The 26,297-nt window shown below is 43.3% G+C and carries 27 protein-coding genes and 1 CRISPR repeat array; of the genes, 11 read left to right on the top strand and 16 right to left on the bottom strand.

All coding sequences use genetic code 11. The annotated features are described in order from the left end of the window. Positions 1-112: 112 nt before the first annotated feature. The gene (locus H6G32_RS09215) at positions 113-580 is read right to left on the bottom strand and encodes a MarR family winged helix-turn-helix transcriptional regulator (RefSeq protein WP_190457356.1); all 468 of its coding nucleotides are present in this window, start codon (positions 578-580) and stop codon (positions 113-115) included. A 78-nt stretch (positions 581-658) separates the two neighbouring features. Then, positions 659-2,317 (bottom strand): ArnT family glycosyltransferase, encoded by a 1,659-nt coding sequence (locus tag H6G32_RS09210; RefSeq protein WP_190457353.1) that lies wholly within the window; start codon positions 2,315-2,317, stop codon positions 659-661. Positions 2,318-2,456: 139 nt separating this feature from the next. Between H6G32_RS09210 and H6G32_RS09205 the strand changes: the two genes are divergently transcribed. From H6G32_RS09205 to H6G32_RS09195, 3 genes are all read left to right on the top strand, one after another. Next, positions 2,457-3,110, top strand: a complete 654-nt coding sequence (locus H6G32_RS09205) for a class I SAM-dependent methyltransferase (protein WP_190457351.1) — start codon at positions 2,457-2,459, stop codon at positions 3,108-3,110. Positions 3,111-3,240: 130 nt separating this feature from the next. Beyond that, positions 3,241-3,753: a hypothetical protein gene (locus H6G32_RS09200; RefSeq protein ID WP_190457349.1), complete on the top strand. Its 513-nt coding sequence runs from the start codon at positions 3,241-3,243 to the stop codon at positions 3,751-3,753. 53 nt (positions 3,754-3,806) lie between these two features. Next, positions 3,807-4,694, top strand: a complete 888-nt coding sequence (locus H6G32_RS09195; RefSeq protein WP_190457347.1) for a hypothetical protein — start codon at positions 3,807-3,809, stop codon at positions 4,692-4,694. A 157-nt stretch (positions 4,695-4,851) separates the two neighbouring features. Here H6G32_RS09195 and rpsU (H6G32_RS09190) read toward each other — a convergent pair whose 3' ends face one another. The 4 genes from rpsU (H6G32_RS09190) to H6G32_RS09175 all read right to left on the bottom strand — a co-directional run bounded on the left by rpsU (H6G32_RS09190) (position 4,852) and on the right by H6G32_RS09175 (position 7,649). Then, on the bottom strand, positions 4,852-5,046 hold the full coding sequence (gene rpsU / locus H6G32_RS09190; RefSeq protein WP_190457345.1) for a 30S ribosomal protein S21: 195 nt from the start codon (positions 5,044-5,046) through the stop codon (positions 4,852-4,854). A gap of 123 nt (positions 5,047-5,169) precedes the next feature. Continuing rightward, positions 5,170-5,475 (bottom strand): RNA recognition motif domain-containing protein, encoded by a 306-nt coding sequence (locus H6G32_RS09185; protein WP_190457343.1) that lies wholly within the window; start codon positions 5,473-5,475, stop codon positions 5,170-5,172. Between the two features lie 384 nt (positions 5,476-5,859). Beyond that, the gene (locus H6G32_RS09180; protein ID WP_190457341.1) at positions 5,860-6,720 is read right to left on the bottom strand and encodes a 3'(2'),5'-bisphosphate nucleotidase CysQ family protein; all 861 of its coding nucleotides are present in this window, start codon (positions 6,718-6,720) and stop codon (positions 5,860-5,862) included. 68 nt (positions 6,721-6,788) lie between these two features. Then, a complete protein-coding gene (locus H6G32_RS09175) occupies positions 6,789-7,649 on the bottom strand; it encodes a sugar kinase (protein ID WP_190457338.1) in 861 nt (286 codons plus the stop codon). Positions 7,650-7,699: 50 nt separating this feature from the next. Here H6G32_RS09175 and H6G32_RS09170 point away from each other — a divergent pair, with 50 nt between their 5' ends. The 4 genes from H6G32_RS09170 to rpsU (H6G32_RS09155) all read left to right on the top strand — a co-directional run bounded on the left by H6G32_RS09170 (position 7,700) and on the right by rpsU (H6G32_RS09155) (position 9,957). Beyond that, positions 7,700-8,143: a DUF29 domain-containing protein gene (locus H6G32_RS09170; RefSeq protein ID WP_190457336.1), complete on the top strand. Its 444-nt coding sequence runs from the start codon at positions 7,700-7,702 to the stop codon at positions 8,141-8,143. Between the two features lie 12 nt (positions 8,144-8,155). Next, complete coding sequence (gene rsmI / locus H6G32_RS09165) at positions 8,156-9,013, top strand: 16S rRNA (cytidine(1402)-2'-O)-methyltransferase (protein WP_190457334.1); 858 nt, start codon at positions 8,156-8,158, stop codon at positions 9,011-9,013. 184 nt (positions 9,014-9,197) lie between these two features. After that, positions 9,198-9,542 (top strand): hypothetical protein, encoded by a 345-nt coding sequence (locus H6G32_RS09160; RefSeq protein WP_190457332.1) that lies wholly within the window; start codon positions 9,198-9,200, stop codon positions 9,540-9,542. A gap of 235 nt (positions 9,543-9,777) precedes the next feature. Beyond that, on the top strand, positions 9,778-9,957 hold the full coding sequence (gene rpsU, locus H6G32_RS09155) for a 30S ribosomal protein S21 (RefSeq protein ID WP_190457330.1): 180 nt from the start codon (positions 9,778-9,780) through the stop codon (positions 9,955-9,957). A 214-nt stretch (positions 9,958-10,171) separates the two neighbouring features. Here the strand turns inward: rpsU (H6G32_RS09155) and pth are convergent, their stop codons facing one another. The 3 genes from pth to psbH all read right to left on the bottom strand — a co-directional run bounded on the left by pth (position 10,172) and on the right by psbH (position 11,478). Next, positions 10,172-10,813, bottom strand: coding sequence for an aminoacyl-tRNA hydrolase (pth, locus tag H6G32_RS09150; RefSeq protein ID WP_190457328.1), 642 nt, complete (start codon positions 10,811-10,813; stop codon positions 10,172-10,174). 33 nt (positions 10,814-10,846) lie between these two features. After that, on the bottom strand, positions 10,847-11,119 hold the full coding sequence (locus H6G32_RS09145; RefSeq protein WP_190457326.1) for a TatA/E family twin arginine-targeting protein translocase: 273 nt from the start codon (positions 11,117-11,119) through the stop codon (positions 10,847-10,849). 155 nt (positions 11,120-11,274) lie between these two features. After that, on the bottom strand, positions 11,275-11,478 hold the full coding sequence (gene psbH / locus H6G32_RS09140) for a photosystem II reaction center phosphoprotein PsbH (protein WP_190457324.1): 204 nt from the start codon (positions 11,476-11,478) through the stop codon (positions 11,275-11,277). A gap of 286 nt (positions 11,479-11,764) precedes the next feature. Between psbH and psbN the strand changes: the two genes are divergently transcribed. Further along, the gene (psbN, locus tag H6G32_RS09135; RefSeq protein ID WP_015209230.1) at positions 11,765-11,896 is read left to right on the top strand and encodes a photosystem II reaction center protein PsbN; all 132 of its coding nucleotides are present in this window, start codon (positions 11,765-11,767) and stop codon (positions 11,894-11,896) included. A 320-nt stretch (positions 11,897-12,216) separates the two neighbouring features. Next, positions 12,217-12,614: a CRISPR direct-repeat array (repeat unit 36 nt; unit sequence GTTTCCATCCCCGTTAGGGGAAGTGGTGATGTAAAG). A 611-nt stretch (positions 12,615-13,225) separates the two neighbouring features. Beyond that, on the top strand, positions 13,226-13,459 hold the full coding sequence (locus H6G32_RS09130; protein WP_190457322.1) for a hypothetical protein: 234 nt from the start codon (positions 13,226-13,228) through the stop codon (positions 13,457-13,459). 198 nt (positions 13,460-13,657) lie between these two features. Here the strand turns inward: H6G32_RS09130 and H6G32_RS09120 are convergent, their stop codons facing one another. Next, a complete protein-coding gene (locus tag H6G32_RS09120; protein WP_190457320.1) occupies positions 13,658-16,813 on the bottom strand; it encodes an alpha-mannosidase in 3,156 nt (1,051 codons plus the stop codon). A gap of 105 nt (positions 16,814-16,918) precedes the next feature. On the opposite strand from H6G32_RS09120, the gene H6G32_RS09115 reads away from it, so the two are divergent. Next, the gene (locus H6G32_RS09115; RefSeq protein ID WP_190457318.1) at positions 16,919-18,556 is read left to right on the top strand and encodes a hypothetical protein; all 1,638 of its coding nucleotides are present in this window, start codon (positions 16,919-16,921) and stop codon (positions 18,554-18,556) included. 195 nt (positions 18,557-18,751) lie between these two features. Here H6G32_RS09115 and H6G32_RS09110 read toward each other — a convergent pair whose 3' ends face one another. Beyond that, entirely contained in the window at positions 18,752-19,648 is an 897-nt protein-coding gene (locus H6G32_RS09110; protein WP_199328048.1) for a lysophospholipid acyltransferase family protein, read from the bottom strand. Between the two features lie 365 nt (positions 19,649-20,013). Between H6G32_RS09110 and H6G32_RS09105 the strand changes: the two genes are divergently transcribed. After that, positions 20,014-20,901 (top strand): alpha/beta hydrolase, encoded by an 888-nt coding sequence (locus H6G32_RS09105; protein WP_190457316.1) that lies wholly within the window; start codon positions 20,014-20,016, stop codon positions 20,899-20,901. Positions 20,902-21,084: 183 nt separating this feature from the next. Here the strand turns inward: H6G32_RS09105 and H6G32_RS09100 are convergent, their stop codons facing one another. From H6G32_RS09100 to H6G32_RS09080, 5 genes are all read right to left on the bottom strand, one after another. Next, positions 21,085-21,627: a DUF1349 domain-containing protein gene (locus tag H6G32_RS09100; protein WP_190457314.1), complete on the bottom strand. Its 543-nt coding sequence runs from the start codon at positions 21,625-21,627 to the stop codon at positions 21,085-21,087. Then, a complete protein-coding gene (locus H6G32_RS09095; RefSeq protein WP_190457312.1) occupies positions 21,624-22,667 on the bottom strand; it encodes a tagatose 1,6-diphosphate aldolase in 1,044 nt (347 codons plus the stop codon). Before H6G32_RS09095 ends, H6G32_RS09100 begins: the two co-directional genes overlap by 4 nt. 56 nt (positions 22,668-22,723) lie before the next feature. Beyond that, complete coding sequence (locus H6G32_RS09090; RefSeq protein WP_190457309.1) at positions 22,724-23,437, bottom strand: SDR family oxidoreductase; 714 nt, start codon at positions 23,435-23,437, stop codon at positions 22,724-22,726. Between the two features lie 104 nt (positions 23,438-23,541). Continuing rightward, positions 23,542-24,549, bottom strand: a complete 1,008-nt coding sequence (locus H6G32_RS09085; protein WP_190457308.1) for a zinc-dependent alcohol dehydrogenase family protein — start codon at positions 24,547-24,549, stop codon at positions 23,542-23,544. A gap of 34 nt (positions 24,550-24,583) precedes the next feature. Then, positions 24,584-26,284, bottom strand: coding sequence for an alkaline phosphatase D family protein (locus H6G32_RS09080; protein WP_242046535.1), 1,701 nt, complete (start codon positions 26,282-26,284; stop codon positions 24,584-24,586). Positions 26,285-26,297: the final 13 nt, after the last annotated feature.

Here is a 26,297-nt window from a genome sequence, read left to right as displayed (position 1 = left end):
TAAGTCACTGCTTTAATGGTTCGATTAGTAATCATTCATTTAGTAGGCGTAATTTATTCCCAGAAAAGGGAACAACGATATTTCAGCCAATTGGGTGATTATGGGATAATCTTTAAGAAAGATTGGCGATCGCCTGATTCAAAATTCGGGAAAATATTTCACGGTCAGCAAAAGACATGCCTTGCATCACTTCATCACCCAACTCCGCTGCAATAGGAGGCAATACTGTTTCTAGTTCCTTACCTGCATTAGTTAGCCAAATCCGCCAGATCCGGCGATCTTGAGAGTCGCGCTCTCGACGCACTAAACCGCGTTCTTCCATCCGATCTAAAACCCCCGTTAAGGTTCCCCCCACCTGCTGAAGTTTATCCCCAATGCTGGAAGTCGGCAAACCATCTTCTTGCCACAAACAGCATAAAACCAACCAGTGAAATGGCGTTAGTCCAAAGGGTTCTAGTTTTTCAGTAAAGTTGCGGGTGATTAGCTGTGATAGCAATTTGATTCTGTAGCCCATACTGTATGGTGCGAGAACTTGCTGAAACGATTCCAATCCAGGGGAATAATCTGATTGAACAAGCATTTGAAAAACTATTTAGTGTGCGGAATATTATTATGTTAACAGATGATATATGTTGACAACAAATGCATTCCATCTAAACTACGGTATGACTTGAATCAACTGATACTCTTGCATACTACCAAGAACATGGTGAGGTGTGGGTGATTCAGCAGACTGTTGTGCAGAGATCCAAGCATAGCTAAATGCCGGCAATTCGGAAATTGAATCTACTTTTTTACCGTGAACAGGAGTGTAGAAATTGAGTAACACGGCAGTTTTTCCCCCTATTTGCACAAAGTAGATAGGATGAGTTTGGAGTATTTTAGCGATCGCCGGTTGTTGGATAAAAGTTCTAACAACAGGATTATAGTCCCCTAAAACACCAACACTACCAGCCACAGCCAAGGCCAGCCAACAGGGAATTAGCCAACCAGCTACCCAGTAATCAGAAGTCAACCACTTATAACCAAAGTGGTAACGACCAATCCACACCCCAGGCAAAATTAACCAACCTAAGCCCATAGTTAAGCCAATAGTTGCATACTTGCGAATCTCACCACTACCCGCAACTAAAGCCACCATAGCCCCTAGCACAAGTAAAACTCCTAACACACCACAGACATAACTAAGGTCACGGGGAATTGTCCAGATATAGCGAGAAAGTGGTTCTTTCCTAATTTCCATATAGGAGGGGCTGGGAGTTTCCCCCATCAGACAATAAACTTGGCCCAGCCTATTTAAACCCACAGCTGCCAACAAAGCTATAAAGGGATAAAGGTTCAGACTATAGTGAGATAAACGAGTTGAGAAGATACTAAGTTCCCCAAATAAGACAAGAGGAAAACCAACTAATATCAACTGATAGCGAGAAATCGGACGACGGATTGTTAAAAATAAGCCGAAAAGACTGAACAAAAACCAAGGAAAAGATTTTAAAGGGACGTTCCAGAAATAAAATATAAATCCATTTTGATTACGTTCTTTAGAACCTAGATCCACAACAAAATTTAACAACTGTCCAAAACTTAGATTACCGTAGCGTAGCCAATTTAACCACAGCCAAGCCAAAGTGGGAATTAAACCTACCACCAAACCTAAATATAAAGTTGGGTTGGCAAAATGACGATGGCGGCGATGTTCCCAAATTAAATAAGGTAACAATGCTATAATTGGTAACATAATCATAAAGCTTCGGACTAAGAAGCCCAAACCAAAACTTGCCCCCGCAATAAAACCCCAAAAATAGCGATATTTAGGATTTAATTCCGCTTTTAATAAAGACCAAATAGCTAAAAGTACCAATAAAATCATTGGCACATCTGGCGTACCTAAGCGACAGTATTGCAGCCAGAGAAATTCCACACTCAAAATTGCACTAGCAAGCCAAGCCACCCTCTTTCCCAAAAAGATTTTGCCAATTTCATATATCAGTAGTAAGGCAAAAATACTAGTCGTCATCACAGGCAGTCGGGTACTAAATTCACTAACACCAAACAGCTTGTAGGAACTAGCAATTAACCAATAGGGGCCAGGGGTTTTATGATGGGCATTGCTCCAAGGCGCTATCCAGTCCCCAGAGTCAAACATCTGGCGTGCTCGCCAAGCGTAAAGCCCCTCATCATGTGCCATTAGGCTATTTTCTCCAGAACTGAAGATTAATAAGGGGAGTATCCAACCTAACAAACTGATATATGGTAATGCCACAGCTAGGTGCATTTGCCGCCCAATCAGCTGCAAGAAGTTTAGTTTATGTAACATTGAATTGAGTACAAAAGAACGCTGCTGCTTGGACTAGTTTAATTGTCCTGATATTATTAACATATATTACATAATTCTGGTTAGAATAATACCCGGAATTAAGAGAACTTTGGCAAAAAGTTATCCACAATCTAGATTTATGCTACTAAGACCGAATCAACGCCTGAAGTTAGATGATACAGACGACAAACTTTTTTATGCCTATCCCCGCTTTGTCACCCATGTCGATGAAAGCTTTATTCAACAGCTAACAGAATTATATCGTCAGCGACTAAAACCCAATACGCGCATCCTTGATATGATGAGCAGCTGGGTGTCTCATCTGCCAGAAGAATTACAGTTTGATCATGTTGAAGGACATGGACTCAACGCTGAGGAACTCGCACGTAATCCTCGGTTAAATCATCACTTTGTGCAAAATCTCAACGAAAATCCCCAGTTACCTTTACCAGATCAAGATTTTGATGCTGTTCTTAACTGCGTTTCTGTGCAGTATATGCAATATCCAGAGGCATTATTTTCCGAAATTCACCGCATCCTCAAACCTGGTGGCGTCGCAATTATCAGCTTTTCTAACAGGATGTTTTTTCAAAAAGCGATTCAAGCTTGGCGGGATGGCACAGATGCCACTAGAGTTGAACTAGTCAAACGCTATTTTACCTCAGTACCGGGATTTACTACCCCAGAAGTTATTGCCCATAAGTCAACAGTACCGAACTTCTTGCAGTGGTTGGGTGCAGCTGGAGGAGATCCGTTCTATGCTGTGGTAGCTTACCGCAATGAAGCACAATAGCCATTTATTTGTTTAACAGTTATTCACCTGACGAACTAGCAATAATTATCGAAAAGTAAATTTTCTGCGTTAAACACCAAACAAGCACAGATAATTGCCTCACACATATAGCATTTAGGAGAATAATTCCGTGACTTTACCCCGTGGACGCAGAATTTTAGCTGCTGTGTTGCTGTCAGTTTTATTACTGACTACAACAGCTTGTTCTACATCAGCACCCAGTCGTTTTGACCAGGTACAACAGGAAAGCACCAAGAAGAAAAGCGGTCTAGCCGTTTCTAAAGACGCAACTCAGGGTAGTAAATTGAATAAGTTCTTCCCACCTGCGGGAGACGGCTACCAGCGCGTTTATACTCAAGAGAAAAAAGGCTTCTCGGAAGCGAACTTGAAAAAAGGCGGTAAAACCTTAGCGCAACTTGCTATTTCTGACACCACTAGCACTCCCAACGCAGCGGCAAAATTTGCTAGTAGCACCAAAAAAATTGGCGGTTATCCAGCCGTAGAACTAGGAAAAACTCAAACTTCTGTTTTGGTGGGTAAGTACCAAGTGAAAGTGATTTCTAAAGACCCATCATTTACAGCAAGCGATCGCGCAGATTGGATCGAGAAATTTAATCTTGCTGGTCTGGCGAAGTTGAAATAAGATGCACATCGCATCATGTCAGATAAAAAAACAAACAAAATAAGGAGATTTTTGTGAGTAAACCAATTCAGCAGTTAGTTGATGAATTGCCAACCAGTAACCTAACTGTATCTATGTTGAAAGCCCTAGATTTTGTCGCTCCTGGGGAGTGGCAAAACACCGTTGGCTTTGTCAATACCATTAAAACTGTCACTGGTGAAGATGACGAAGACCTAATTCAGCAAATTGGCGAACGAGCAATTTATCTATTCAACGACAAATCCCAAGGCTACCAAAGAGCTTTATGGCTTTATCAAACTGTTGATGGCACGGATAAAGCTTTAGGTGCAGCCGCTTTGGCTAACAAAGTTGGTGAGAACATTCCCCTGTTGGGTTTTTTAAACTCCCTTACTCCCAAACCAGACAAAGCCCAAACTATTGATCTGACATTGAAATTAGTTGTTGAATTGGTAGCCTTCTGCCAAATTAACGGTATTCCCGGAGACAGCATTGGGGATTTTGTCGCCTCTTTGGGTGAGTATAGTGGTGAGTCTCTCATCCGAATGGTGGCATTGATTTGCGTTGATGGTTTGATCCCCCTAGGCCCAGACTTCATCAACAAAGCATTATCTGGGATTAATCAGACAAGTCCACAGGATTTAGCACAAAACTCAACTTTCCAAAACATCAAAGATTCAATTCCCGGTAATAATGATGCTGGCAAACTCAACTTTATTGGCGAAAGCTTTGACTCAGTTAAAGGTTGGATGAGTGGTATCGTCAGCGCCAATAATTTAACGCCCCAAAAAGTCGTCGGTAACCTGCAAAGTTTTGTCCAACTTGCTGATGATAAGTTAGACTACCTGGCAGCATTCCTGGATGTATCAACGAATTACTATGAGCACACAGGTACGCAAACTTTAGCTCGGCGCTTAATTGAACGCGCAGTAGCTGAGATTTAGCCTCTTAAAAGTGCGGGGATTTTAAGCTGATACTCAAAGGCACGGCTTAAGCCGTGCCTCAGTGTTTGGTAATCTAGCAACCGCGCTTTGCTCTTTTTCCAGATAAGAAAAATACTGACTGGATTTAAGTCGAAGCGAAAAATTAGCCTGGAGTTAATTACTTGAAGCGAGTGTGTTGTTTACGGCGTTGCTTGTGCCTAGCAATTGCTTTACGCTTTTCTTTTTCTATCGGCGTCTCAAAGTGACGCTTCTTTCGCATATCTTGGAAAATTCCTGCTTTGGAAACTTCCCGTTTAAATCTTCGTAAAGCTGATTCAATACCTTCATTTTCCCCCAAAACTACTTGGGTCATTCTCATTCCTCCTAGATGTAGATATATAGTTGCCGGCTAGAAACAAAATAAAATATTCCAGCAGAAATGAGCCTTTGGCTTGATCTGCTGGAGACTCTAAATGTGATATTTGCAGAAACAGGCTTAGTAACGTCGGTTATTACGGGTATTATTGCCCCAGCTTCCACGAGAGGAATCACTTCTTTCTTCGCGGGGTTTAGCCTTATTCACTTTTAAATCACGCCCCATCCATTCAGCGCCATCAAGGGCTTCAATAGCAGCAGTTTCTTGTGCGTCGGTTTCCATTTCCACAAAGGCAAAACCACGTGGACGGCCTGTTTCCCGATCACTGGGTAACTGCACACGATTAACGGTTCCGTACTCAGCAAAAGCCCGCTTCAGGTCTTCTTCTGTTACCTGATAGGACAAATTTCCAACGTAAATCGACATAGAGGAGGGTCTCCCAAACCAGAGAGTGTAGAGAGTTAGATTCGGAGAGACGCATTTAAAAACTTAAAACGACTTACTCAACCGAAAATAATCCTTATATCGAGAAGTATAGCATAGCCTTGGAATATGTCCCCATACGGAGTAATATCCAATTATAAAATTGGTCAGTTTAGCTTAAAAGGCTGCCAATAAAAGGCTGTATCTCGTTCGTTCTACAAATTCTATTTGTGAAAATGGTTTTGAGAAACCAGCGATATCTTGCTAGTTTAGTAACTCAAAAGCCAGGCTGAATGCTGAGGAATTTTACGGATAAGGATATTCGTTAGTCGTGGGTGTAACTATAGCATAACTAATTGTCTGAAAACTAATTTCCCACAAACTTTCTTACCTTGATCCAGAAGTGTATTGTGTTAGTATGTTTTCTGCTTGCTTACACAGTGCCTCTTGATACTGACCGTTGCTAGCCAGCATTCCGCCCCACTGATTTATATCACCAGTGTTGTATTGTAAGGGAGTGCCATCGAAGTGGGTAAACTTACCACCAGCTTCTGTTAAAATTAGTTCGGGAGCTGCGAGATCCCAATCTTTGGGGGCAGAGTTGCCGGAAAGGGAAATATAAATATCTGCCTGTTGTTCGACAATGGCGGCGATTTTACAACCCACACTGCCGATCGCTTGTTGATTTTGACAGGGTAGGTTTTGCAGTAGATAATTTAACCGTTCATTGCGATGAGAACGACTCACAACCAGGGTTAAATCCTTAACTAGTTTACCAGCAGAAACTTGTAAAGGGATAGAGCCATCTCTAGTTTCTACAAAAGTACCACCGCCAATAGTTGCGTAATACAATTTTTCCGCCTCTGGTACGACTACCACGGCTAACACTGGGCGATTTTCCTGCACTAAAGCGATGTGAATGGCATAGTCCCCAGTTTTGTCGATAAAGTCTCGCGTCCCATCTAAAGGATCAATGATCCAGACCCACTTAGAGCTATCTCTACTCAGTGGAGATTTATAGGTTTCTTCGCTGATATAGGCAAAATCTTCATTACCTAAAGCTGCCTGTAGCCTTTGCAAGATATATTGACTGACGGCTACATCTGCAACGGTAACTGGCTCATTTTGTTTATATTGGATGTCGAGGTTTGGATTTTTTGCTGTTCCGTGGTAATAAGACCGCAGTATATTTGCTGCCCCCCTACCGACATCACGGGCAATTTCTAATATTTCTTGTAGGTCTTTCATTGCTGAGTCAAATTTGGACTGAAAAGGTGGCAAATTGAAATTAATTTGTTTCCTGGAATACACTAAGTCTACTTTGAATCGAGCCAACGGCGTGTGCCAAAAAATTTACAGGAAGTGGCAGCAATATTAGCCGCATTTGTCAAGGCATCGGTAAAGCTTTTCCCTAGGATGTAATGGCAGAATGCACCGTGGAAAATATCTCCTGCTCCCAGTGTATCAACTGGCTGAATTATGGGCACATTGACAACACCAGTTTTACCACCACTTAAATATTGAATGGGTTTTTCTCCGTGGGTGATGGCGATGTGGGGTATACCCAAGGCGTTGAGATAGGTAAAAACTTCTTCTCCAGTATGGCAGTTGGGGGGATAAAAATTAGCTGAACAAACGGCGTAATCCACAAAAGGCAAAAGTTCTGCAAATCCTGGCTTCCAGCTACCGCCATCAATCACAACTGGGATATTCTGGTTTTTAGCAATTTGGGCTATGACTTTGCTAACTGCTATCTGATGCCCATCAATTAGGACAATATCGACATTTTGCCAAATATCTGGTGGGATAGCTTCACTTGTGGACTGAGTTTTGACAGCGTTAATGGAAACTACAGCCCTTTGGCCCGTAGCTTGGGTAACAATGATAGATGAGATGGGCGGGGCTGCATTGGTGCTGGGGTAAAGATCGGCGATCGCCACTTTGTAATTTGCCAAATCTGTTTTAATTAACTGCGTCATTGGGTGAGAACCCACCACACCCAAGACTGTAGCTTGATTACCCAAATGGCTGAAGGTTACAGCTGCATTTGTTGCCGGGCCACCTGCTGCCACAGTATAGTCAGTAGCAACTAGTTTCTGATTATTTTTGGGGGCAGACTCAGCAAGGTAAATTAAATCTAAGGTTACTAAACCAACAAATAAGCCAAAATTAGTCATTGGGCAAAAGGTAACTTTCTCGAATTATTAACTGAATTCCAGGATAATTTATGAATCCAGCTACCCACAACAATGATTTTTATGCTTGGACGCAAGAACAAGCGCACTTGCTGAGAACAAGACAATTTAATCAAATTGATTTCCATCAGATCGCTGAAGAAATTGAAGACATGGGACGTTCTGAAAAACGGGAATTAGAAAGCCGATTAGAACTATTACTGATGCACCTACTCAAATGGCAATTTCAGCCTAACTTACGCTCTCGGAGTTGGCAATTAACCATCAAGGAGCAACGCTTACGCTTAGAGAAACTGCTTCAGGAAAACCCCAGTCTTAGCTCCTTTTTAGCCGAGTCACTCGATAAAACTTATCAACTTGCTACCATTAGCGCCGAAAGAGAAACAGGATTATCTTCATTTCCTGAAATTTGTCCTTATGGCTTAACAGAAATTTTAACGCCTGAATTTTTACCCAGTGAAAACGAAAATTTGTAAAATATAAAAATTATGCAAACTGATCCAAAACCAGGAACACTTTATGTTGTCGGCACACCAATTGGCAATCTGGAAGATATGACTTTTCGGGCGGTGCGAATTTTGCAAACGGTGGATTTAATTGCAGCGGAAGACACACGCCACACGGGGAAGTTGCTACAACATTTTCAAGTTAAGACGCCCCAGATGAGTTACCACGAGCATAACCGACACAGCCGTGTACCAGAATTATTAGAGCTTTTAGCTAATAATAAGGCGATCGCACTTGTGAGTGATGCGGGAATGCCAGGAATTTCTGATCCGGGATATGAACTGGTGATAGCTTGTATTCAGGCGGGGATCACAGTAGTTCCCATTCCTGGCCCTAGTGCGGCAATTACAGCTTTAAGTGCATCTGGACTACCAACAGATCGGTTTAGCTTTGAAGGCTTTTTATCAGCGAAAAGTCAACAGCGACGAGAATATTTAGAATTTCTGCAAGCAGAATCTCGAACATTAATTTTTTACGAGTCACCCCACCGCTTGCGGGAAACTTTACAAGATTTAGGGGAGGTTTGGGGAGGCGATCGCCAAATCGTGCTAGGGCGGGAATTAACTAAATTGTATGAGGAATTTTGGCGGGGGACAATTGCCGAGGCGATCGCCCATTACAACCAGCGAGAACCCCAAGGGGAATATACTCTCGTGGTGGCAGGAAATCCACCCAGTCAACTGCAACTAACAGAAGAACAACTCAAAGCCGAATTAAAACAGATCATCAGTCAGGGAATTTCGCGATCGCAAGCTAGTCGTCAGTTAGCAAAAGTCACCAACCTACCCCGTCGCCAACTTTATCAACTAGCCCTATCTATCGTGCTGAGTGAAGAGTGATGATTCAGCTAGTAGTATTTAATTCTGGTTTATCCTATATTCATAGACCGAAGTAACATAAGTATATTCACCGTAATTTTCATCTAATCTTTAATGAGAATTTACACAAAATTCAGTAATTCTTAGAGACATCAAATTACATAATAGTTTAAATTAAGTTAAAGCATGATAAATATCAAAAAACATGGGCAGAGCATTCATCAAACTTATAGGATTATTTCTACTTCTTATAGGCATATACTTCTTTGGTCAAAACATCATATTTGTTAGCAGTTACTATAGATTATCCTTCCGCACATTACCTGCGACCGCCTCAGTTTTAGCAATTATGGCAGGTATATTTGCATTAGTCTTTTTTGGGAGAGAAACTCGTAAATTTGGCTGGGTTTTACTATGCCTTGGTATAGTGCTAGTTTTCTTAAGCGGTGGAGTGATTTTAAAATCCACTAGCTTATGGAATTTCTGCGTTGCTTTTACCGCCCTAGCCACCGGATATAAATTACTCAACGAAGGTAAAATAAACTTTTAAAATCGTTAAAAATAATAATAACTGCTCACTTTTCTTAGTAATCTAAATTACGTTTTAAGTTAAATTGTCGTACATCGGCAAAAATTTGGCAGTATAATTTACCCAGTTTCTCGAATCTCGCTCTTGAGTGTGTTGATGAATTGCCTCTTGCTCCCCGGACTAGTCTAGGGGGTTTTGCTAACTCTGAGGCTGATATTACAATGTAAATTGTCGATAAATTGAGGACACAATAAGAATGACCCAAGTGCTTCTAGGCGAAAACGAAGGAATAGACTCAGCCCTTCGTCGGTTTAAACGCCAGGTTTCCAAAGCTGGTATATTGGCTGACGTTAGATATCATCGGCACTTTGAAACCCCGCAGGAAAAGCGTAAACGTAAGGGAGTGGAAGCTAGACGCAAACGCCGTTTTAAATAACCCTCTGTGCTTTAGTACTGTTGTTTCTTGAGGATATAATCTGAAACAAGTAACTGCGGTTTACCATTATTTTTACAAAAATTTCCGCAAGATTTACCGTACCCTGAATTGCAGTGTGAGTGAATTTTTTTTTGCTCATGCATAGGGTGCGTCAAGGATTTTATCCTGGTTTGGATGGGGCAGGCTCAAAAAGCTGCCCATCAACCAAAATAACCTAACCCTCAGAAACATCAATAGTCCGACTATTACAACGATTCATCGCCTTTTCGACTCCCTGCTTAAGGCTGAGTTCCACACACTCAACCACGAACTCAAGCACAAGAGACATTAATTTAGTTTCAGCGCCAGAAAATCGCCCCAGTACATGAGAGACAGTTTCTGAATCATCACTATTAGCTGCACCTTTTGGTTTACCAATGCCGATGCGTAAACGGGGGAAGTCTTGGGAATTCAGATGAGCGATGATGCTTTTCATCCCATTGTGCCCCCCAGCAGAACCAGACAAGCGTAGACGAGTTTTACCCAAAGGTAAATCCATATCATCATAAATCACCAACACCGACCCTGGCGGCAACTTATACCAACTTGTCACCGCTTGGATTGACTGTCCTGAGCGATTCATATAAGTCAACGGCTTCAACAGGCGAATTTTTCCGCCACCGGCTGCTATTCCTTCGCTATATTCCCCTTGAAACTTGCGATTTTCCGCGAGGGGAATTTTCCAGAAACGGGAGAGAGCATCTATAGCAGCAAAGCCAATATTATGGCGAGTTTGGTCATACTTAGGCTCAGGATTCCCCAACCCGACAATTAGCTGGGGAATCACCAAAGCTGGTTGCTTAACAGCTTCTATCATTTTGGCTCAAGGCAATCTCTAAGCAACACCTTCCTAGTTAGTTGGGGAAGAACTAGGGGTATCATGCTGGGATGTCACAGCCTCGATTTGCTTGGGTTCCAGTTCAGCGGTAGTCTTCACCGCTTGTTCTAAATTTTCGGCTTCGCGCTTAAACTCGTTTTGAAATTCATTAGAAGCTTCTTGAAAACCGCGAATGGTTTTCCCCAAACTCCGCCCAATCTCTGGTAGCTTCTTCGGGCCAAAGATTAACAGCGCCACTATCATAATTAGACCCATTTCCGGCAGACCTATACCAAAGATATTCATTGTTTATCTCCTGTAAACTCTAAAACCACTGCGGCAACTTACATCTGTAGTCTAATCAATAGTTAGCGGTCAGTGGCAAATTACAACCGACGAAAAAACCCGGACAAGCCGGGTGTAAGTTAACTTGTTATCCAAGTTTGATAGTTCTATATCACTTAGCCGCCTAAGCTTCGCCAATCAACAAGTACATCCTGAACCAACAGTGATTTATTGTAAAGTTGCAGAATAATTAGCAGAAACACCAAAAATAGCAGCATAAAAACACCCATTACTGGGGTAGTACCCCAACCCGGAGCCACTTTACCATACTCAGAGTTTAAGGGTCTGAGGATATCTCCTAACCTAGTCCGTAGTGCCATAGTTCACCTAAGATTTGTTGCCAAAGCTTTTTTTAATTTTTTGGGAAATTCCCAGCCCTTGAGGGGTTGAGATTTTTGGGCTGAACTTGCCTCTTTCAGGTTGCCCTGATTATAGGTCTTGCAGCCCGTACTTATCGGTACGCGGAGCGCATACCATAGCTTTTAGCCATGACCATAATACCAAGGAAAGTGTTACCTCAACTTGGGTTGGTTAATAATTGTCGGCTTTTGCTTCAAATTTTGTAATACTCTATTAATAATAGAAATCATAATTTATCCCTAATTTATGGAACCCGCAATATTTCTTAGCATTTCCTTTGGCGCTGCACTGGTAGCAATAACCGGCTGGGCCATTTATACCTCATTTGGGCCTCCTGCTCAAGAACTCGATGACCCGTTTGACGACCACGAAGACTAGAAAAGTTGTCTATTTCCGTTTAACCTCTTTTGTCAAACCAGGGAAGAAAAAACCATCTTAACCCGTAGGGTGCGTTCCTAACGCACCGTTTCTGAGATGTTATTGCATTAAGAATAGTTTAGGACTTACGCATTGACAAACAATGCTAAATATGTAGGCTGGTTTTATTCATTGAAAATCTTAATCGGTGCGTTAGGGAACGCACCCTACAGCTAACGCATAAAAACACGATTAAAAATGCCCAATATTAGGATGAATCTCCAAAGGAAGTAAGTCCTATAGTTTTTGAGTTTTCTCTATTCCCTAATTCAAAATTATGTCTTTCCATCCCCGTTAGGGGAAGTGGTGATGTAAAGCATCAGACAGACCTCACCTTCGTGGGGATTCAAAGACAAGTTTCCATCCCCGTTAGGGGAAGTGGTGATGTAAAGTTATGTCGTTTTCGACGTAAATCGAGCGCTTCGGATTGTTTCCATCCCCGTTAGGGGAAGTGGTGATGTAAAGTGTTCAACATTAATCCGGTCTTTGATAGCCCGGCATTGTTTCCATCCCCGTTAGGGGAAGTGGTGATGTAAAGTCTTTTCTGTTGAGGGTCAGTCGTTCCCTTGTGAAGTTTCCATCCCCGTTAGGGGAAGTGGTGATGTAAAGGTATTTCCTCGGTTGTTTTTTGTTTTTCTTTCACGTTTCCATCCCCGTTAGGGGAAGTGGTGATGTAAAGAGTTCACCTTTGGAAGCCTTACTGGGAAAGGGTTTAAGACCTCTAAATCGACACACCTCTTGAAAATGGCAAAACAATTTCAAAAATCTATCAATTTGGCAGCCTAAAAGCCTTACTGCACAAAGTATCGACACACCTCAACGGAATTATGCGGTTTTCAAGGTTCGGGCGGGGTGTGTCGATTTACTTCAACACATTTGTATAAAAGCTTATAACGTATTACTATTTTTGTCAATTTGACTTACTGAAGTTTTTGCAACTTGGTGAGGTACAGATTATCGTAGACAACATTGTTCATGAGTATCAACGTAAGCAGAAACCCTTTTAAAATCTCGTTTCCATACCCAAAAGTCTGGAAAAACCTCACCCTGTCCTGACGGACATCCCTCTCCTTGGCAAGGAGAGGGACAGGTTGTGCGTAGCAGAACCAGGGTGAGGTTTTGAATCGGCGTGTTCGCACAACCATAAATTGCATTGAAAGAGACTTGTGTGTACACCGTAGGTCGGAGCCAACCCCCCAAAAACAATAGCTTCTGCTGAAGCCATACCATAAGATTGTTATATGGTGGTTGCTACAAGTAATCATCTTAACAAATATTGGGGTATTTTTTATGAAAAATGCACAATCGGAAGATATAGCTACAAGCACTAAGGAAGCATTACTCAAAGCAATTTATGTAGAGTTAGAAAATGCTTATGAAGACACCCTAGAAGAGATTTTAGAACTTCTAAAAATTCGGAGAAGCGAGGATGAAGAAGATATCAAAGAATATCATGCAGCCCTAGAAGATATAAAAACTAACGGCACGATACCTTGGTTACAAGCAAAAAGGGAAATTGCGTGACATATCAAATTGAAATATCAAGAGGTGCATTAAAGCAGTTAAAAAAGTTATCAGAAGACATTCGAGAAAAGATAGAGGTGAAAATCCAAGCATTAGCAAAATAACCACTTCCCGATGGTGTTGTTAAGCTAAAAGATACAGAAAACGGTTATCGAATTTTGTATCAAATTCAGGATGATGTATTAGTGGTAACTGTTGTCAAAATCGGACATCGGAGAGAAGTTTATCGTCAAGCCTGACTTGGAAGGTGGCGATTTTCCAAGGCTGTATCGTTGAGGGTACAAGTTGATTGGTGAGGGGACGTTCTAATAAATCTACAGCATGGTCTAAGGTTAAACCCAGGTCACTTTGTAAAGATAACTCAGCTGTTTCTCCGTGACATTCATAACAACGGAGAATATATGTTTGTGGGTTATCTTCTGCTGGTTTCAGTGCCATCAAGATTAAATTTTCGGCTGATAAATCTAAGAAACTCGCCCTTGTAAGATTGCTGGGTGGGGAGTTGCGAGTGCTGGGTGGATTTAAGATTACTTGTAAAGGGATATTTAATTCATACCCTCGGTGTACTGTGTGGGCTGATTCCCAGCTATTAGCGTGGGGATACAGGCAATATGTAAATTCATGATAGCCTCTGTCAGCCTCTGGGTCTGGCCAGTTGGGACTGCGGAGTAATGTTAGCCGTAGTTGATTGGGTTGACTATCGTAACCATATTTACAATCATTCAGTAAACTGACTCCGTAAATACCGCTTTCTGTCTCTCCAGTTAAATCAGCCCAACGTAAGGCGGGAACTTCCCATTTGGCTTTTTCGGCGGGGGTTTGGGGATTTATGGGGCGACGAATAGCACCGCAGGGAATTTCATAGGTAGCAAAGTCTGCTGTGATGTTGAGGGGAAAGGCTGCTTTTACTAATACCTGATTTTCTTGCCAATTAACAGTGGTGGAAATTTTTAATAGGGGTACACCAGCTTGCAAGATATAGTCTTGGCAAAATTCCGATGCACCCAACTGACGCACCACACGCACACGAGTTTGCACTCTTCCGGTTTCTAGCCATTGAATAGATTTAAGGTGGGTTGGGGGTAAGGGATGCTGGGCATAATTGGGGTCAATATTCCAAGCATCCCAATATTGACCACTGTCTTTAAAGGCTTGGAGTTGATTTCCGGCACCACTTAAAGTTTCTCTTTGTTGAATTTTGTCAAAGACACTTGCTAAATCGCCTGTTTGATGATTTACGACAACGCGCAAAAATTCATTTTCTAGCACCCAGTCTGAGGGAAGGGGTGAGGGGGTGATGGGGAGAATTGTGGGAGAAATCCAAAATATGGTGTAACCGACAGGTGGGATATCAGTTGCGAGAAATAGTAGGGTTGATGGTTCAGATAACTGAGAGTCAAGCTGATTTCCAGCAGCATCGAAAACCTGCCATGGTTGGTGAGGTGTGGGTAAGGTGACAGAGACGACTTCAGAACGCGACCAATTGAGAGAGTTAAAAACTATAACAGATAGACTATTGGGCTGTGGGGGTTCTGGTAGAGTGATGTGAGATGCGATCGCACCCAAGGACTCGTTTAATATCTTCGTTCCCACCTCTTCTACTTGTTGCCACTCGGTTAACGCATCATCATAAACTTGGGTAATAGAAGAACCGGGTAAAATATCGTGAAACTGTTGAAATAACACTTGCTTCCAAGCTGCTTCGATTTCTGCTTGAGGATATGTCACCCCACAGGTAATATTTGCCAAAGTAGCAAACAGTTCAGCTTGGTACAACAAATTTTCGCAACGACGATTCCAGCGTTTTTGGTCTGCGTGGCTAGTATAGCAACCGCGATGGAATTCTAGATAGAGTTCATCTTCCCAAACAGGGAGATTTTGAACTTGGGATTTTATCTGCTGTAAATACTTTTCTGCTGTTGTAAATTCTAGCTCAGGGAAAAAAGGTGACTGTTGCCAACGTTGGGCAACTTCTAACATATCACGGGTGGGGCCGCCGCCGTGGTCGCCCACACCAGGAAGCCAGAGAGCATCTTCTAAGCCAGTTTGGGTTTGCCATTCACAGGCGTATTCTGCCATTTTAACAGGGTCAATAGTTTGACCGATGAGTGCAGACATCAAACTAAATATTTCACTGCCATCAGGCGATCGCCACCAAAAAGCGCCATAATCAAACTTAGTAGTATCATTCCAGCGTAGCTTTTGGGTGACAAAAAACTCAATTCCCGCATTAACGAAAAACTGCGGTAAAGTTGCACAAAAACCAAAAGAATCAGGAACCCAGACCACAGACGAAACCTTGCCAAACTTCTCCTGAAAATAGCGCTGACCATACAATAGCTGACGGACAATAGATTCACCAGCAATCAAATTAAGTTCCGGTTCCACCCAAAAACCGCCGATAACCTCCCAACGTCCAGCAGCCACCCGTCCTTGAATAGCTGCAAACAAATCTGGACGATGTTCCTCAATCCAACCATAAAGCGCCGGCGTCGAATGACAAAAAATCAACTCCGGAAAATCTACCTGTAACCGTAAAACCGACTCAAAAGTGCGTTGTGCAGCATTCCAAGTTTCACTAACAGGCCATAACCAAGCCAAATCCAAATGAGCATGACCCAACAAATATATTTTAGATTTTAGACTTTGGATTTTAGATTGAATCAGATTTTCCCGTAAAGACAAAACTGATTTCTCCCACTCTTCCCACTCTTCCCACTCTTCCTTGGCGTCTTGGCGGTTCGTTACTTCCCTCACCCCTTCAGCCAAAACAGCCAACTTCTCAGGTGAAAACCGTTCCAAATAAAGCTGAACCACAGCCAACTCATCAGCCACAAAACCCGGATCAGGGATATTATAATCCATTGACTCATAAACGAAGAGCGATCGCACCAACGCACCCTGATCATGTCCCGGACTCACCAACCGCAAAGCCACAACAAACTCTTCACCAGGACTCACCCCTTGACTAAGAAGCACCCTCGGCGAACAATCAAATAAATCCCCCTCCAGCACCAACTCCCCATTCACATAAATTTCCGCAGAATCAGCCCACCAAACCAGCGCCAACCGCAAAGACAACCCAGCCAAAGGATAACCCTGTAAATTTTGGGGAACCACCAATTTTTGCACCAGCCACAGCACCGTTTTTCCCCCAGTCCAAGCAATATGTCCTTTAGCATTTAGCTCAACAGGTTGCCAATTAGACAAATCAGAGGCAGCAATAGCAGTAATTACCGAATCAGATTCTCGATGTAGCCATGTAGACTGTATATTAACTTGACAGCAAGAGCGTAACTTCTCAATTGCTTCCGAGATCAATTTGCTAGAAGATGAAGATACAGCAGGAGTCATATTTTCGCTAAGATGGGGTGACTGACGATAATTAACAGTTTGGCGTTTTTATTGTTTGGTGGGGGTCTCAAGACTAAACAAAGCTATAAAGAATAAATCACTATCATGTCTTCTGGTTACTCTGGTCGTTATCAAAGCAAACTCTTTAACTTTGTCCACCAGCAATCTCGGCGGTTGACAGAACAGTGGGAAAACACCTTCCGGCAATTGCAAGTTGCCACTAAATTGGGTGTGGATGCACTACTTTACCAGGTGTACCAGATGTTTCAGTCAGATGAATTGGCTGGGAAACGACTACACACCAAAGAACCACAACCCAGACGACAGTTACAACCCGAAACTCCGCCACCTGCTGACACACCGATTCAGCACATACTAGAAGTTGTCCAAAATCTTTCAACGGAAGAACCCACAACCACACCCGCAAAAACATCTCAGACTTTTAACCTCTTGGCGGTTTTGGGGTCTTTTTGGGAGAAATTTGTTCCCAATCATCAGCCGAAATCCTTAAGGATTCCAGACAAACTAGCGGTAGAGACAGAAAATACTCTCAAGGGGCATCTGCCAGTAATACGGGGAATTGCTACACATTTGGGGAATCGTAATTTGGTACTTGTTACCGCCGAGAATCAAATTCTCGACATTTTAACACCCCAGCAACAAGCAAAATTAGCAGACAGAATTATTGGCGAAGTGGCTGATTATTGGCATTCTTGGCAATTAGCTGAAGCTAAAAAAGAAGCAGCGCTATTACCAGAAATTGACCGCATATTAGCTAAATTGACTGGGACAAATCGGGAAAATACGCCATTACTAGCTGCGGGAAAAATTGCAGCAGATGGTAGAGAGAATAAATATTTACTAAATCCTGGTAAGGTTTTGGCATTGCTAGATACAGCATTAGCTCAGGTAGAATCAAATGCTTTAGTCACTGTACAGCAACACAGCCGGGAAATTATGCAAACTGCCCAAACTCAGTTAAATATATTTCTGTACGGCAAAGAACAACTAGAGGCGAGGGGACAAATCGCAGTTTCGGCTGATGGGTTGGAAACTCAAACGCTGAAGATTCAGGCTTTGATTGAGGCGGCTGTAAAGTACTTTTTTGGCGATAGAACTGGTAAGAAACTTGAGCCTACAGAAACGAAGGTCAAGCTACAAGGTAAAGTATTAAACCAGAGTTCTAGAAAGGCATTGCCCAAAAATGAACAAGTACAGCAAGGGTATGTTATTGTAGATCCTTGGCTGACGTTAAATGATTTGTTTGGTGATGCTGAGGCGAGTCCTGATGAGGTAATTATACCATTTTCCAGCATAAATCAGGCGATCGCATCTAGTCCATCAGCAGAAAATTCTCCGCCAGATGATTTAAATCATAGCGCCCAAGATTTGCTACAAAACTTAAAATCAGGATTAGGGTTTTTTGAAGGGAAAAAATTAACCCAGAATCGCGGCTCAAATCCCAAAAAATCGGCAAAAGTCCCCGCCAACAAAAAAACCACATCCCGTATTTCTCAAGGTGGAAGTGAGAAAAACAAAAGGGAACTTTATCAGATGCAAGTGCGCCAAAACACTCAAGTTGAAGCACAACCAGACTGGATAGAAACTACAGCAACATTGTTGGGGTATGAAAAACACCCCTTAGAGGTATTGCTGGCATGGCTGGATCGGGCTATGCTTTGGCTAGAACAAATATTTGTGAATATTTTTCAGTTCTTCCAGGGGCTGTTACGTGGTAAATAACGCCCAAAATTGTCTGAATCAGGATTTACAGGATTAGGGGATGAACAGGATGGCTTGATTGTTTGAGTCTGTAAATCCTCCTGTCTGAATCAGAAATTATCCTGTAAATCCTCCAATCCTATAAATCCTGATTTAGCGTTGCTGTGCCCCTGGGACAGATGTGGTTTAAATAAATGACAACTGCTTTAAATATTTTCACCAAAACATGTGGTTGAGAAAATGGCGAAACAGCTTTGTCCCGGTTGGTTCTTGATAGTCTGTGGGCAATAGATCCAACATTGCCTGCTGCAACTTTTCTAAGGCTGCGTCTACTTCCTGTCGCTTCGGTCTGGAATCGGGGGTAAAGTATAATGGTTCACCAACCCGAATGGTTAACTCTTTTCCCAAAAAGAGGTCATAAGTGCCAATCAGCGCTACTGGTACTATTGGCACTCCAGCCCGTAAGGCGTAAATCACAGTTCCTCGCTTGAGTGGGAGATGTAATTGACCCTCATTGGTTCCTAGTCTTCCTTCGGGAAACAGAATCATTCCATCCCCACGGGCTAAAATTGCTAGAACAATTCGGTCTATCTGGCGCAGTGTCTGGATATCTCCGCCTGTGTGTACTGTCTTTTCAATGGCTGTAGCCAGTTCTAGGAGGTCTTGCTGTCCAGCTTTGGCTGCGGTGATGACGGCGAGTTCTTCTTTCCAAATCCGTTCTAAAGGAATGACACCCCCAGCAAAACCCAAGATCAAACGTTTCCACCACTTGTTGTAGAGGGTGCGAGCATCCCCCAGAATATAGTAGTGGGGTTGGGTGGGTAGTTCTGCCAGCAGGAGTAAGGGGTCGATGTGGTGGAGATGGTTGGCAGATAAGATGGCGGGTTCTGGTGGTATCCTTTCTAGATGTTCGACTCGCACCCGAAATAGAGAATGAATGAGCGATCGCAATACAAAGCGCCGGATTCTAGCATCAATTCTCTTCTCTGTTTGTTGATCATTAATGGTTGACAGCTGCTGGAGATTGGACTCGATAGCGTGACGCACTGCGCTGCTGCCTGCCGCTGCTACACCTTCCCACACCCGCTTGATGGCTGCATGAGTTAAGGGCAAAGGGGTTTCTGATTCTGTTTGATTTGACCGCTGATGGATCGATGTCTTGTCTGCTGTTTTTCCATTTAGGTGAACTTGGGAAGTTACCTCACCAATGCTGCTTTCAGAACCAGATTTACTCGAAGAAGTTTCGATAACATCCTCTTTGAACGCATAAACAAATAATAGTCTTTGACGGCATCATCTAAACCACTCTAGAGTCAGAAGCTTGAGGCTTGATTTTTCTGAGAAAAAGCCAATTTTTGTTTAAATCTGTCACAGTAACTCAATTTATCTGTATTCATTCCCACGGTTAGAAGCTATTATTCCTACAATGTACGTTTATAGGCTAGTAGCTTGCTGGGAAAGAGCGTAAAAAAATAACCATGAAAATTTACCACAGCGACGGCAAATTTAAAGGTGTTGGGGGGCTTGACCTGTATTACCAAAGCTGGATTCCAGATATTAAGGTACGGGGGGTATTAGCTGTTGTGCATGGGCTTGGAGGACACAGTGGACGCTACAGTAATATAGTTGAGCATTTGCTACCCAAGCAATATGCCATCTATGGCGTGGATATGCGCGGTCATGGACGCTCCCCCGGTCAGCGAGGCTATATTAATGCTTGGGCTGAGTATCGAGAAGATTTGCGATCGCTCTTCAAGTTAATTCACCAGCAACAGCCAGAAGTCCCAGTTTTTCTTTTAGGTCATAGCATGGGCGGTGTAATCGTCCTTGATTACGCGCTGCGATATGCCAAAGATGCACCCCCATTGCAGGGTGTAATTGCCTTAGCGCCAAGTATCGGGAAAGTTGGGGTATCACCTTTGCGCCTGTTCATAGGAAAGATGCTCTCACGGGTGTGGCCACGTTTCACTATGAATACGGGTCTTAAGAGTATTCCTGGTTCACGGGATGAAAAGGTTGTAGCCGCCATTGCCCAGGATGAGTTCAAGCATACCCTCGGTACTGCCCGTCTGTCTACGGAATTCTTTGCAACACGGGATTGGATTTATGCCCACGCTGGTGATTGGCAAGTACCTTTGTTGATTCTCCAAGGAGGGGCTGATCAAGTGGCAAAACCAGCGGGAAGCCAAGCCTTTTACCAAAAAGTATCCTATCCAGATAAGCTACTAATCGAGTATCCAGAAGCCTATCACGAACTTCATGCTGACCTCAATTACCAAGAGGTAATGACTAATTTAGGGAATTGGCTAGATCAACACTTACCTTCTGAGGTGGTGCAGTTGGAGTCAATGATGAGTAATGAGTAATGGGTAATATTTAGTGGTCAGTTGTTTTTGGATACTGACCATTAATCAGGCTGTGAAAAAGCGATGGAAGCGATGCTCAATTCGGGAAACCCGTCCATGCAAGTGTCCTCCTCTGCATGAGAAAAATCATCCCGTAAATATGCAACGCCCAAATTAAAAACGCGATCAGCTAGCTTAATCTTCCTACAAAGGTGTAATTTGGAAGTCTTCAAAAACCACTTGAAAACCTTCCCTTTCAGGCGAAGCACACATCGGGCCAACGCGCACTGTTTCCGCTTCAGTCAAATAAGCCAGTCTGATCATCGTGTATTGTTCACCGTCGAGGGAATATTTCACCTCCACGGCGCTTCCCCTTCGTTCCAACTTTAGCCACAAAGAAGTCGGATTTTGAGGTAACTGTACCACAGACCAGTCAGAATACTCACGTGTGATTACAACACTGGCGTATTGCACACCTTCTACAAACTCAATTCCGCTTTTTAACCACGTCAAATCGTTTTCGCGGATCATCAGCCCTGCTTGGTCGTAAAGCACCTCATACTGTCCGGTGATTTTCACAACAGCGCTAAAATCGCCTGTCACTTCTTGATAATAAAAGTGTCCAGTGTCGCGGATAAAACCGTAATGAGTTTTACGCCAAAAGTCTGTGTTTAGCCCTGAAGTTACTGTAAGCGTCTGTTGTTGCTGTTTCCAAACAGGTGGTGCATTGTGCCATTTTTTCATCATATTTGGGTGTTTTTTACACCCTGATCGTACACATCCCACCAGGGGGTGGCAGACTGAGTAATTATTTGGTTAAATTTCTGAAGCGTTGGCACAGTGTTTTGCTGTAGCCAATCATTTAATCCTGTAATACCACCCTGACCATAGGCAACGATGCAATCTCGCCAAATGTCAAGCCCATATAGTACACCAGAAAATGCGGTATCAGCTTCGGTAATTAGCGTCAGCGTCTGGGCAAATATCGGAGCCGTTGCGGATGCACTCAGGTAGATAAATGGTACTTTCGCTAAGGTCGCTGCCTCACGGAGGTGCTTGATGGCGTCAGTATAGTTGTAGGCGCTTTGCCCTGTGGTGTTAGCTGGGAAATCAGCTATGTAGCGCACATCTACAGGCAATTCGACTTTGAGGACGTCCACACCATAGTGGGGCTGGGAAAACTCTTGGATTGATTGTTTGACTTTATCTGGCTTGACCTGTGCAAATGTAAGTGAGTTTTCATCATTGATAGCATCGCTGTAGCTGACTGGCTCAAGAAAAAAGGGCACATCATAAGCACGACACTCAGCTCCTACACGTTCAATAAAGCTATGCTTGACTTCATTGATTGCTGAAGTGTCGTCAGGATCGTAGTACAACAAGATTTTAATGCCATTCGCACCACGCTCGACTAACCGATGTACAGACCAGTTTGGCAGTAGTTCTGGTAAACGCCCTTTGATTTGTGGATTAAAGCCTGTTCGTTCATAGGCTAAAAATATTCCCGTGTGTGGGGGGCGTAATTCAATTGTAGGCAGACCATATTCAGGATCTATCAACAGGGAACTGGCGTATACTCCTAACACTTCAACGAAACTTTGTTTAATTTCTGTGAGTAAAGCTGCGCTCACTTCACTACCCGTGGCAGCGGCAAGAGCCTTTTTTAAGGAACCGCGTTGATCTGTGGCTACAGCAGTGATGATGCCTCGTTCATCAGCGATCGCACTTAACCCTTTGAATTTACCAGCGCTGATACTTGTCTGCGCGCCTTGCTGTACATTAATCATAATTTATCAACCTCCTACGCTGGAATTAACAAGAAAACTTTTCAGGAGTGCAGCAGCTACATTCGCTTAACGACTATATCGTCGATGTTGATTGCTGCTGGAAATGTGGCAATATGCAGCAGGAGTTCAGCGATCGCCTGTGGGTTCATAAACTGTTCTGCCTGTTGCTGATGTGCTTGGTTCTCAGGAGTTTGCCAAAATGGTGTGTTCATCCCACCTGGACAAAACGAGGTGACACGAATACCAAATGGCTTGGCTTCGGCTTTCAAGCTTTCTGTAAATCCAGCTTGTGCCCATTTGGAAGCAGTGTAACCACTTTCATTGGCTCGACCTACTTTGCTAGCAGTGGATAAGATATTGATAATATGCCCACTACGAGCTTCTTTCATCCGCTTGAATGCTGCTTGACAACAGTAGACTGTGCCTTTGACATTGACTGCTAACATCTGGTCAAGTGCCTCTGGTGTCAATTCTTCGACCGAACCAAACAGACCGATGCCGGCATTGTTGATCAGAATATCTATTTTGCCGTAATCTTCCTCTACACGCCGGAACAAGTCGGAAACCTGTGCTAAGTCAGTAATATCTGTGGGAATAGCCAGAGCCGACCCTCCGTGATCACGAATTTGCTCTGCGGTATGCTCAATTTCACTTGATGTCCGGGAAGCGGCAATGATGTGCGCTCCTTCTTTGCCAAAAAGTAAGGCCATAGCTTGACCCAGACCGCGACTAGCGCCGGTAATGATCACAACTTGATTTTTCAAGCGCATAGAATGTTTCCTCCGGTTTGCTGATATGTATGCAAGATGTGCAAAAACTTGACTAGCATGGAACCAAAAATCTTTTTTTCAAAGGCGATCGCGCAAAATGATATTTAACTAATCTGAAGATGAACTTTCAGGGTTTCACCACGCGCAAAGCGTTGCAATGCATCTGGGAAATCAGTCAAGGGGAAAGTATGACTAACCAAGGATGCCACATCAATTTTGTTATTTTCTAACCATTTAATGGCAGGTAAAAAGGTGAGACATTGGGAATAACTGCCAAGAATAGTCCAATCGTTCCGAAAAATATCATGGGGACGCCATGTAACTGTGGCATTGCTAGCAGCAACACCAAATTGTAAATATTTTCCTCTAGGGCGGAGATAATTGAGAGCCTGTTGGATGACTGCTGGGACACCGGTGGCATCGACAACAATCGAGAAGCCGTAAGGTGCAAGTTCGTGCAATGCGGCTGTTTGATTTTCATCAGCTGCGATCGCAATTGCTCCAAGTTGACTGGCTAATGCTCTGCGGTTGGCGTGCTTTTCTACGACCACAATCTTAGCTGCACCACTATTTTGTAATGCTTGCAGTAACAGTAGTCCAATTGGCCCAGCACCGAAAATTAACACTTCGTCGGCTGGATGTGGTTGCAAACGATTGAGTCCATGAATCACACAAGCCAGCGGTTCAATAAATGTGGCTTGTGTATCAGAAATTGTGTCTGGTAGCTTGTAACACGCACGCACTGGAACCGTAACGTATTCAGCGAAGCCGCCAGGTCTTGTGACTCCGATACCTTGCCAATTCAGACAATGATTGGCTTGTTGATTGCGACAGTAAAAACAATGACCACAGTACAAATCTGGATCAACGACCACGCGATCGCCTGGTTGCACATCAACCACTTCTCTACCAACTTCAACAACAATCCCCACAAATTCGTGACCAGGGATCAACGGGAAATTAGACAGGTATTCATTGTGGAATATATGCAAATCAGTTCCACAAATACCCGCCCGCTTTACCTGCACGATCACTTCACCGGCTTCACACCTGGGATCGGCTACCTGTTCGACAACCACGGTTTCAGGTTGGGAAAAAACAACAGCTTTCATAAAAAACTCCAATATTATGACTAATGTCCAAATTTTAAGCAGATGTCAAATCTTCAATTAACACTTGATCGCGAGGTACTCGAAAAACCTTGAGAGTTGAGAGTGTTCCCCCCGGTGTTGTAATATCGCTAACTGCTTTCAATGTGCAAGTTAGCGCTAATGGCGTCACTTCAACAAGGTTGTAACCGTGGGTTGTAGAGTTAAAGTACTGAATATGCGGATTACTAGCCGTGAGCGTTTGCGTCATCACGTCGATTGGTGGAAAAAATCCCTCCTGGGAACTTGAATTATCAGTCTCTGCGAAGTTAGAAGAAGAAATTGAGCCAACGAGGAACTCCACCCCTATCGGCTCCTCCTGCGGGTCATCAAAGTTCACTTTCTGATACCCAGACACAAAGGTGTGGAAATCGCCAGTAATCGTCACAAAGTTTTTCACTCCAGCCTCTTTGAGGGTACTAAACAGTAGCGCACGTTCAGCAGGATAACCATCCCACTGATCAAGCGACATAAACAAATCTGGGGTTGATTGCCCGATAAACTTTGTGGCCAATGCCGATAAATACTTGAGTTGCAGAGTTAGCACTTCATTCCCCCAAATTTTCCAGGTGGAAGAAGAATTGAGCATTTTATCTAAGAACCACTGGCGCTGTGTGTGTCCCAGCATAGTACGGTTTGGATCATTCCGTTCGGCACAGTCTGGAATCATGTATCGGTTTTGTTTAAGATACCGCTGCTGCTGCACCTCAAGCTTGTCAGCGGGGGGACTATCCCGATAAAGGCGTTCATCTGTCATTACCAGTTCCAGCAAGTTGCCAAATTTGAATGCGCGATAGATTTGCACCGCAGCCAGTGGCTCCTTGTCAGCTTGGAAAGGAATGCTAGTCGGGATGTGTTCAATCCATGCTTGAGTTGCCCACTGACGAAGCTCTGATTTAGAGAAGGGAACTTGATTAGGAGTATTCGTCCCGAAGCAATCATTGGCAAACTCATGATCATCCCAAATGTTGATCAAGGCAAAGCGCTCCCGCAGCTTTTGCAAATTGCGATCGCTGTTGTAGGTCTGATAGAGAAATCGATAGTCTTCAAGGGTAGCAGCGACTGGTTGACCACTAGGTAGCTGGATGGGACGGATTCCACTTTGGAAACTGCTGTCTCCTACAGATTCGTAGATATAATCGCCCAAAAATACCACAAAATCAATCTCCTCTTCTGCCAAAAAGCGATGGACATTGTAGTAGCCGTTAGTGTAATCCTGGCAGCTAATGTATGCGAAGCGAACTCTGTTGACTTCAGATATGGAAGCAGGGAGCGTCTGAAAACGACCGGTTCTGCTAGCTGTTCCTTTGTAGATAAATCGGTAGTAGTAGGTGGTAGCGGGTTTTAGATACGGGGAATTTAGACTAGCTTTCAGGGTGTAATCCTTTGATGCATCCGTTTGTGTTACACCTCGTAAAGCGATCGCCTTAAACTCAGGATCTGCGGAAACCTCAAAACCAACCTGAATCAAATCAGCTTGTGGTGAAACAACACGAGTCCATAGAGTAATCCCCTGGGGCTGTGGCTCCCCAGATGCCACACTCTGGGGAAAGATAGATGTGGCAGAATTGGCAGGCTCTACAGTAAACAACTCTTTGACTTGAGCTTCAGTTATTTCTAACTGTTTCGGAAGTTTTTCTCCGGGCCAGATCACAATGCCCATTGCCAGGGAGCTTTTCAGAAATGTCCGTCTATCCATTTGTTTACTGATT

The organism is Cylindrospermum sp. FACHB-282, from assembly GCF_014697195.1.
Lineage (GTDB): Bacteria > Cyanobacteriota > Cyanobacteriia > Cyanobacteriales > Nostocaceae > Cylindrospermum.
Note: the sequence above shows the minus strand (reverse complement) of the source record. Positions and strands in the feature narration are given on the sequence as shown.

What these genes read in the sequence shown, in the direction of transcription:
- pth (WP_190457328.1), bottom strand. Translation starts at nt 10,813, where the DNA reads ATGATAGAAGCTGTTAAGCAACCAGCTTTGGTGATTCCCCAGCTAATT.
- psbH (WP_190457324.1), bottom strand. Translation starts at nt 11,478, where the DNA reads ATGGCACTACGGACTAGGTTAGGAGATATCCTCAGACCCTTAAACTCT.
- H6G32_RS09160 (WP_190457332.1), top strand. Translation starts at nt 9,198, where the DNA reads ATGGGCAGAGCATTCATCAAACTTATAGGATTATTTCTACTTCTTATA.
- H6G32_RS09120 (WP_190457320.1), bottom strand. Translation starts at nt 16,813, where the DNA reads ATGACTCCTGCTGTATCTTCATCTTCTAGCAAATTGATCTCGGAAGCA.
- psbN (WP_015209230.1), top strand. Translation starts at nt 11,765, where the DNA reads ATGGAACCCGCAATATTTCTTAGCATTTCCTTTGGCGCTGCACTGGTA.
- H6G32_RS09080 (WP_242046535.1), bottom strand. Translation starts at nt 26,284, where the DNA reads ATGGATAGACGGACATTTCTGAAAAGCTCCCTGGCAATGGGCATTGTG.
- H6G32_RS09170 (WP_190457336.1), top strand. Translation starts at nt 7,700, where the DNA reads ATGAATCCAGCTACCCACAACAATGATTTTTATGCTTGGACGCAAGAA.
- rsmI (WP_190457334.1), top strand. Translation starts at nt 8,156, where the DNA reads ATGCAAACTGATCCAAAACCAGGAACACTTTATGTTGTCGGCACACCA.
- H6G32_RS09100 (WP_190457314.1), bottom strand. Translation starts at nt 21,627, where the DNA reads ATGATGAAAAAATGGCACAATGCACCACCTGTTTGGAAACAGCAACAA.
- H6G32_RS09175 (WP_190457338.1), bottom strand. Translation starts at nt 7,649, where the DNA reads ATGACTAATTTTGGCTTATTTGTTGGTTTAGTAACCTTAGATTTAATT.
- H6G32_RS09130 (WP_190457322.1), top strand. Translation starts at nt 13,226, where the DNA reads ATGAAAAATGCACAATCGGAAGATATAGCTACAAGCACTAAGGAAGCA.
- H6G32_RS09205 (WP_190457351.1), top strand. Translation starts at nt 2,457, where the DNA reads ATGCTACTAAGACCGAATCAACGCCTGAAGTTAGATGATACAGACGAC.
- H6G32_RS09215 (WP_190457356.1), bottom strand. Translation starts at nt 580, where the DNA reads ATGCTTGTTCAATCAGATTATTCCCCTGGATTGGAATCGTTTCAGCAA.
- H6G32_RS09105 (WP_190457316.1), top strand. Translation starts at nt 20,014, where the DNA reads ATGAAAATTTACCACAGCGACGGCAAATTTAAAGGTGTTGGGGGGCTT.
- H6G32_RS09085 (WP_190457308.1), bottom strand. Translation starts at nt 24,549, where the DNA reads ATGAAAGCTGTTGTTTTTTCCCAACCTGAAACCGTGGTTGTCGAACAG.
- H6G32_RS09095 (WP_190457312.1), bottom strand. Translation starts at nt 22,667, where the DNA reads ATGATTAATGTACAGCAAGGCGCGCAGACAAGTATCAGCGCTGGTAAA.
- H6G32_RS09090 (WP_190457309.1), bottom strand. Translation starts at nt 23,437, where the DNA reads ATGCGCTTGAAAAATCAAGTTGTGATCATTACCGGCGCTAGTCGCGGT.
- H6G32_RS09115 (WP_190457318.1), top strand. Translation starts at nt 16,919, where the DNA reads ATGTCTTCTGGTTACTCTGGTCGTTATCAAAGCAAACTCTTTAACTTT.
- rpsU (WP_190457345.1), bottom strand. Translation starts at nt 5,046, where the DNA reads ATGACCCAAGTAGTTTTGGGGGAAAATGAAGGTATTGAATCAGCTTTA.
- H6G32_RS09145 (WP_190457326.1), bottom strand. Translation starts at nt 11,119, where the DNA reads ATGAATATCTTTGGTATAGGTCTGCCGGAAATGGGTCTAATTATGATA.
- rpsU (WP_190457330.1), top strand. Translation starts at nt 9,778, where the DNA reads ATGACCCAAGTGCTTCTAGGCGAAAACGAAGGAATAGACTCAGCCCTT.
- H6G32_RS09180 (WP_190457341.1), bottom strand. Translation starts at nt 6,720, where the DNA reads ATGAAAGACCTACAAGAAATATTAGAAATTGCCCGTGATGTCGGTAGG.
- H6G32_RS09185 (WP_190457343.1), bottom strand. Translation starts at nt 5,475, where the DNA reads ATGTCGATTTACGTTGGAAATTTGTCCTATCAGGTAACAGAAGAAGAC.
- H6G32_RS09210 (WP_190457353.1), bottom strand. Translation starts at nt 2,317, where the DNA reads ATGTTACATAAACTAAACTTCTTGCAGCTGATTGGGCGGCAAATGCAC.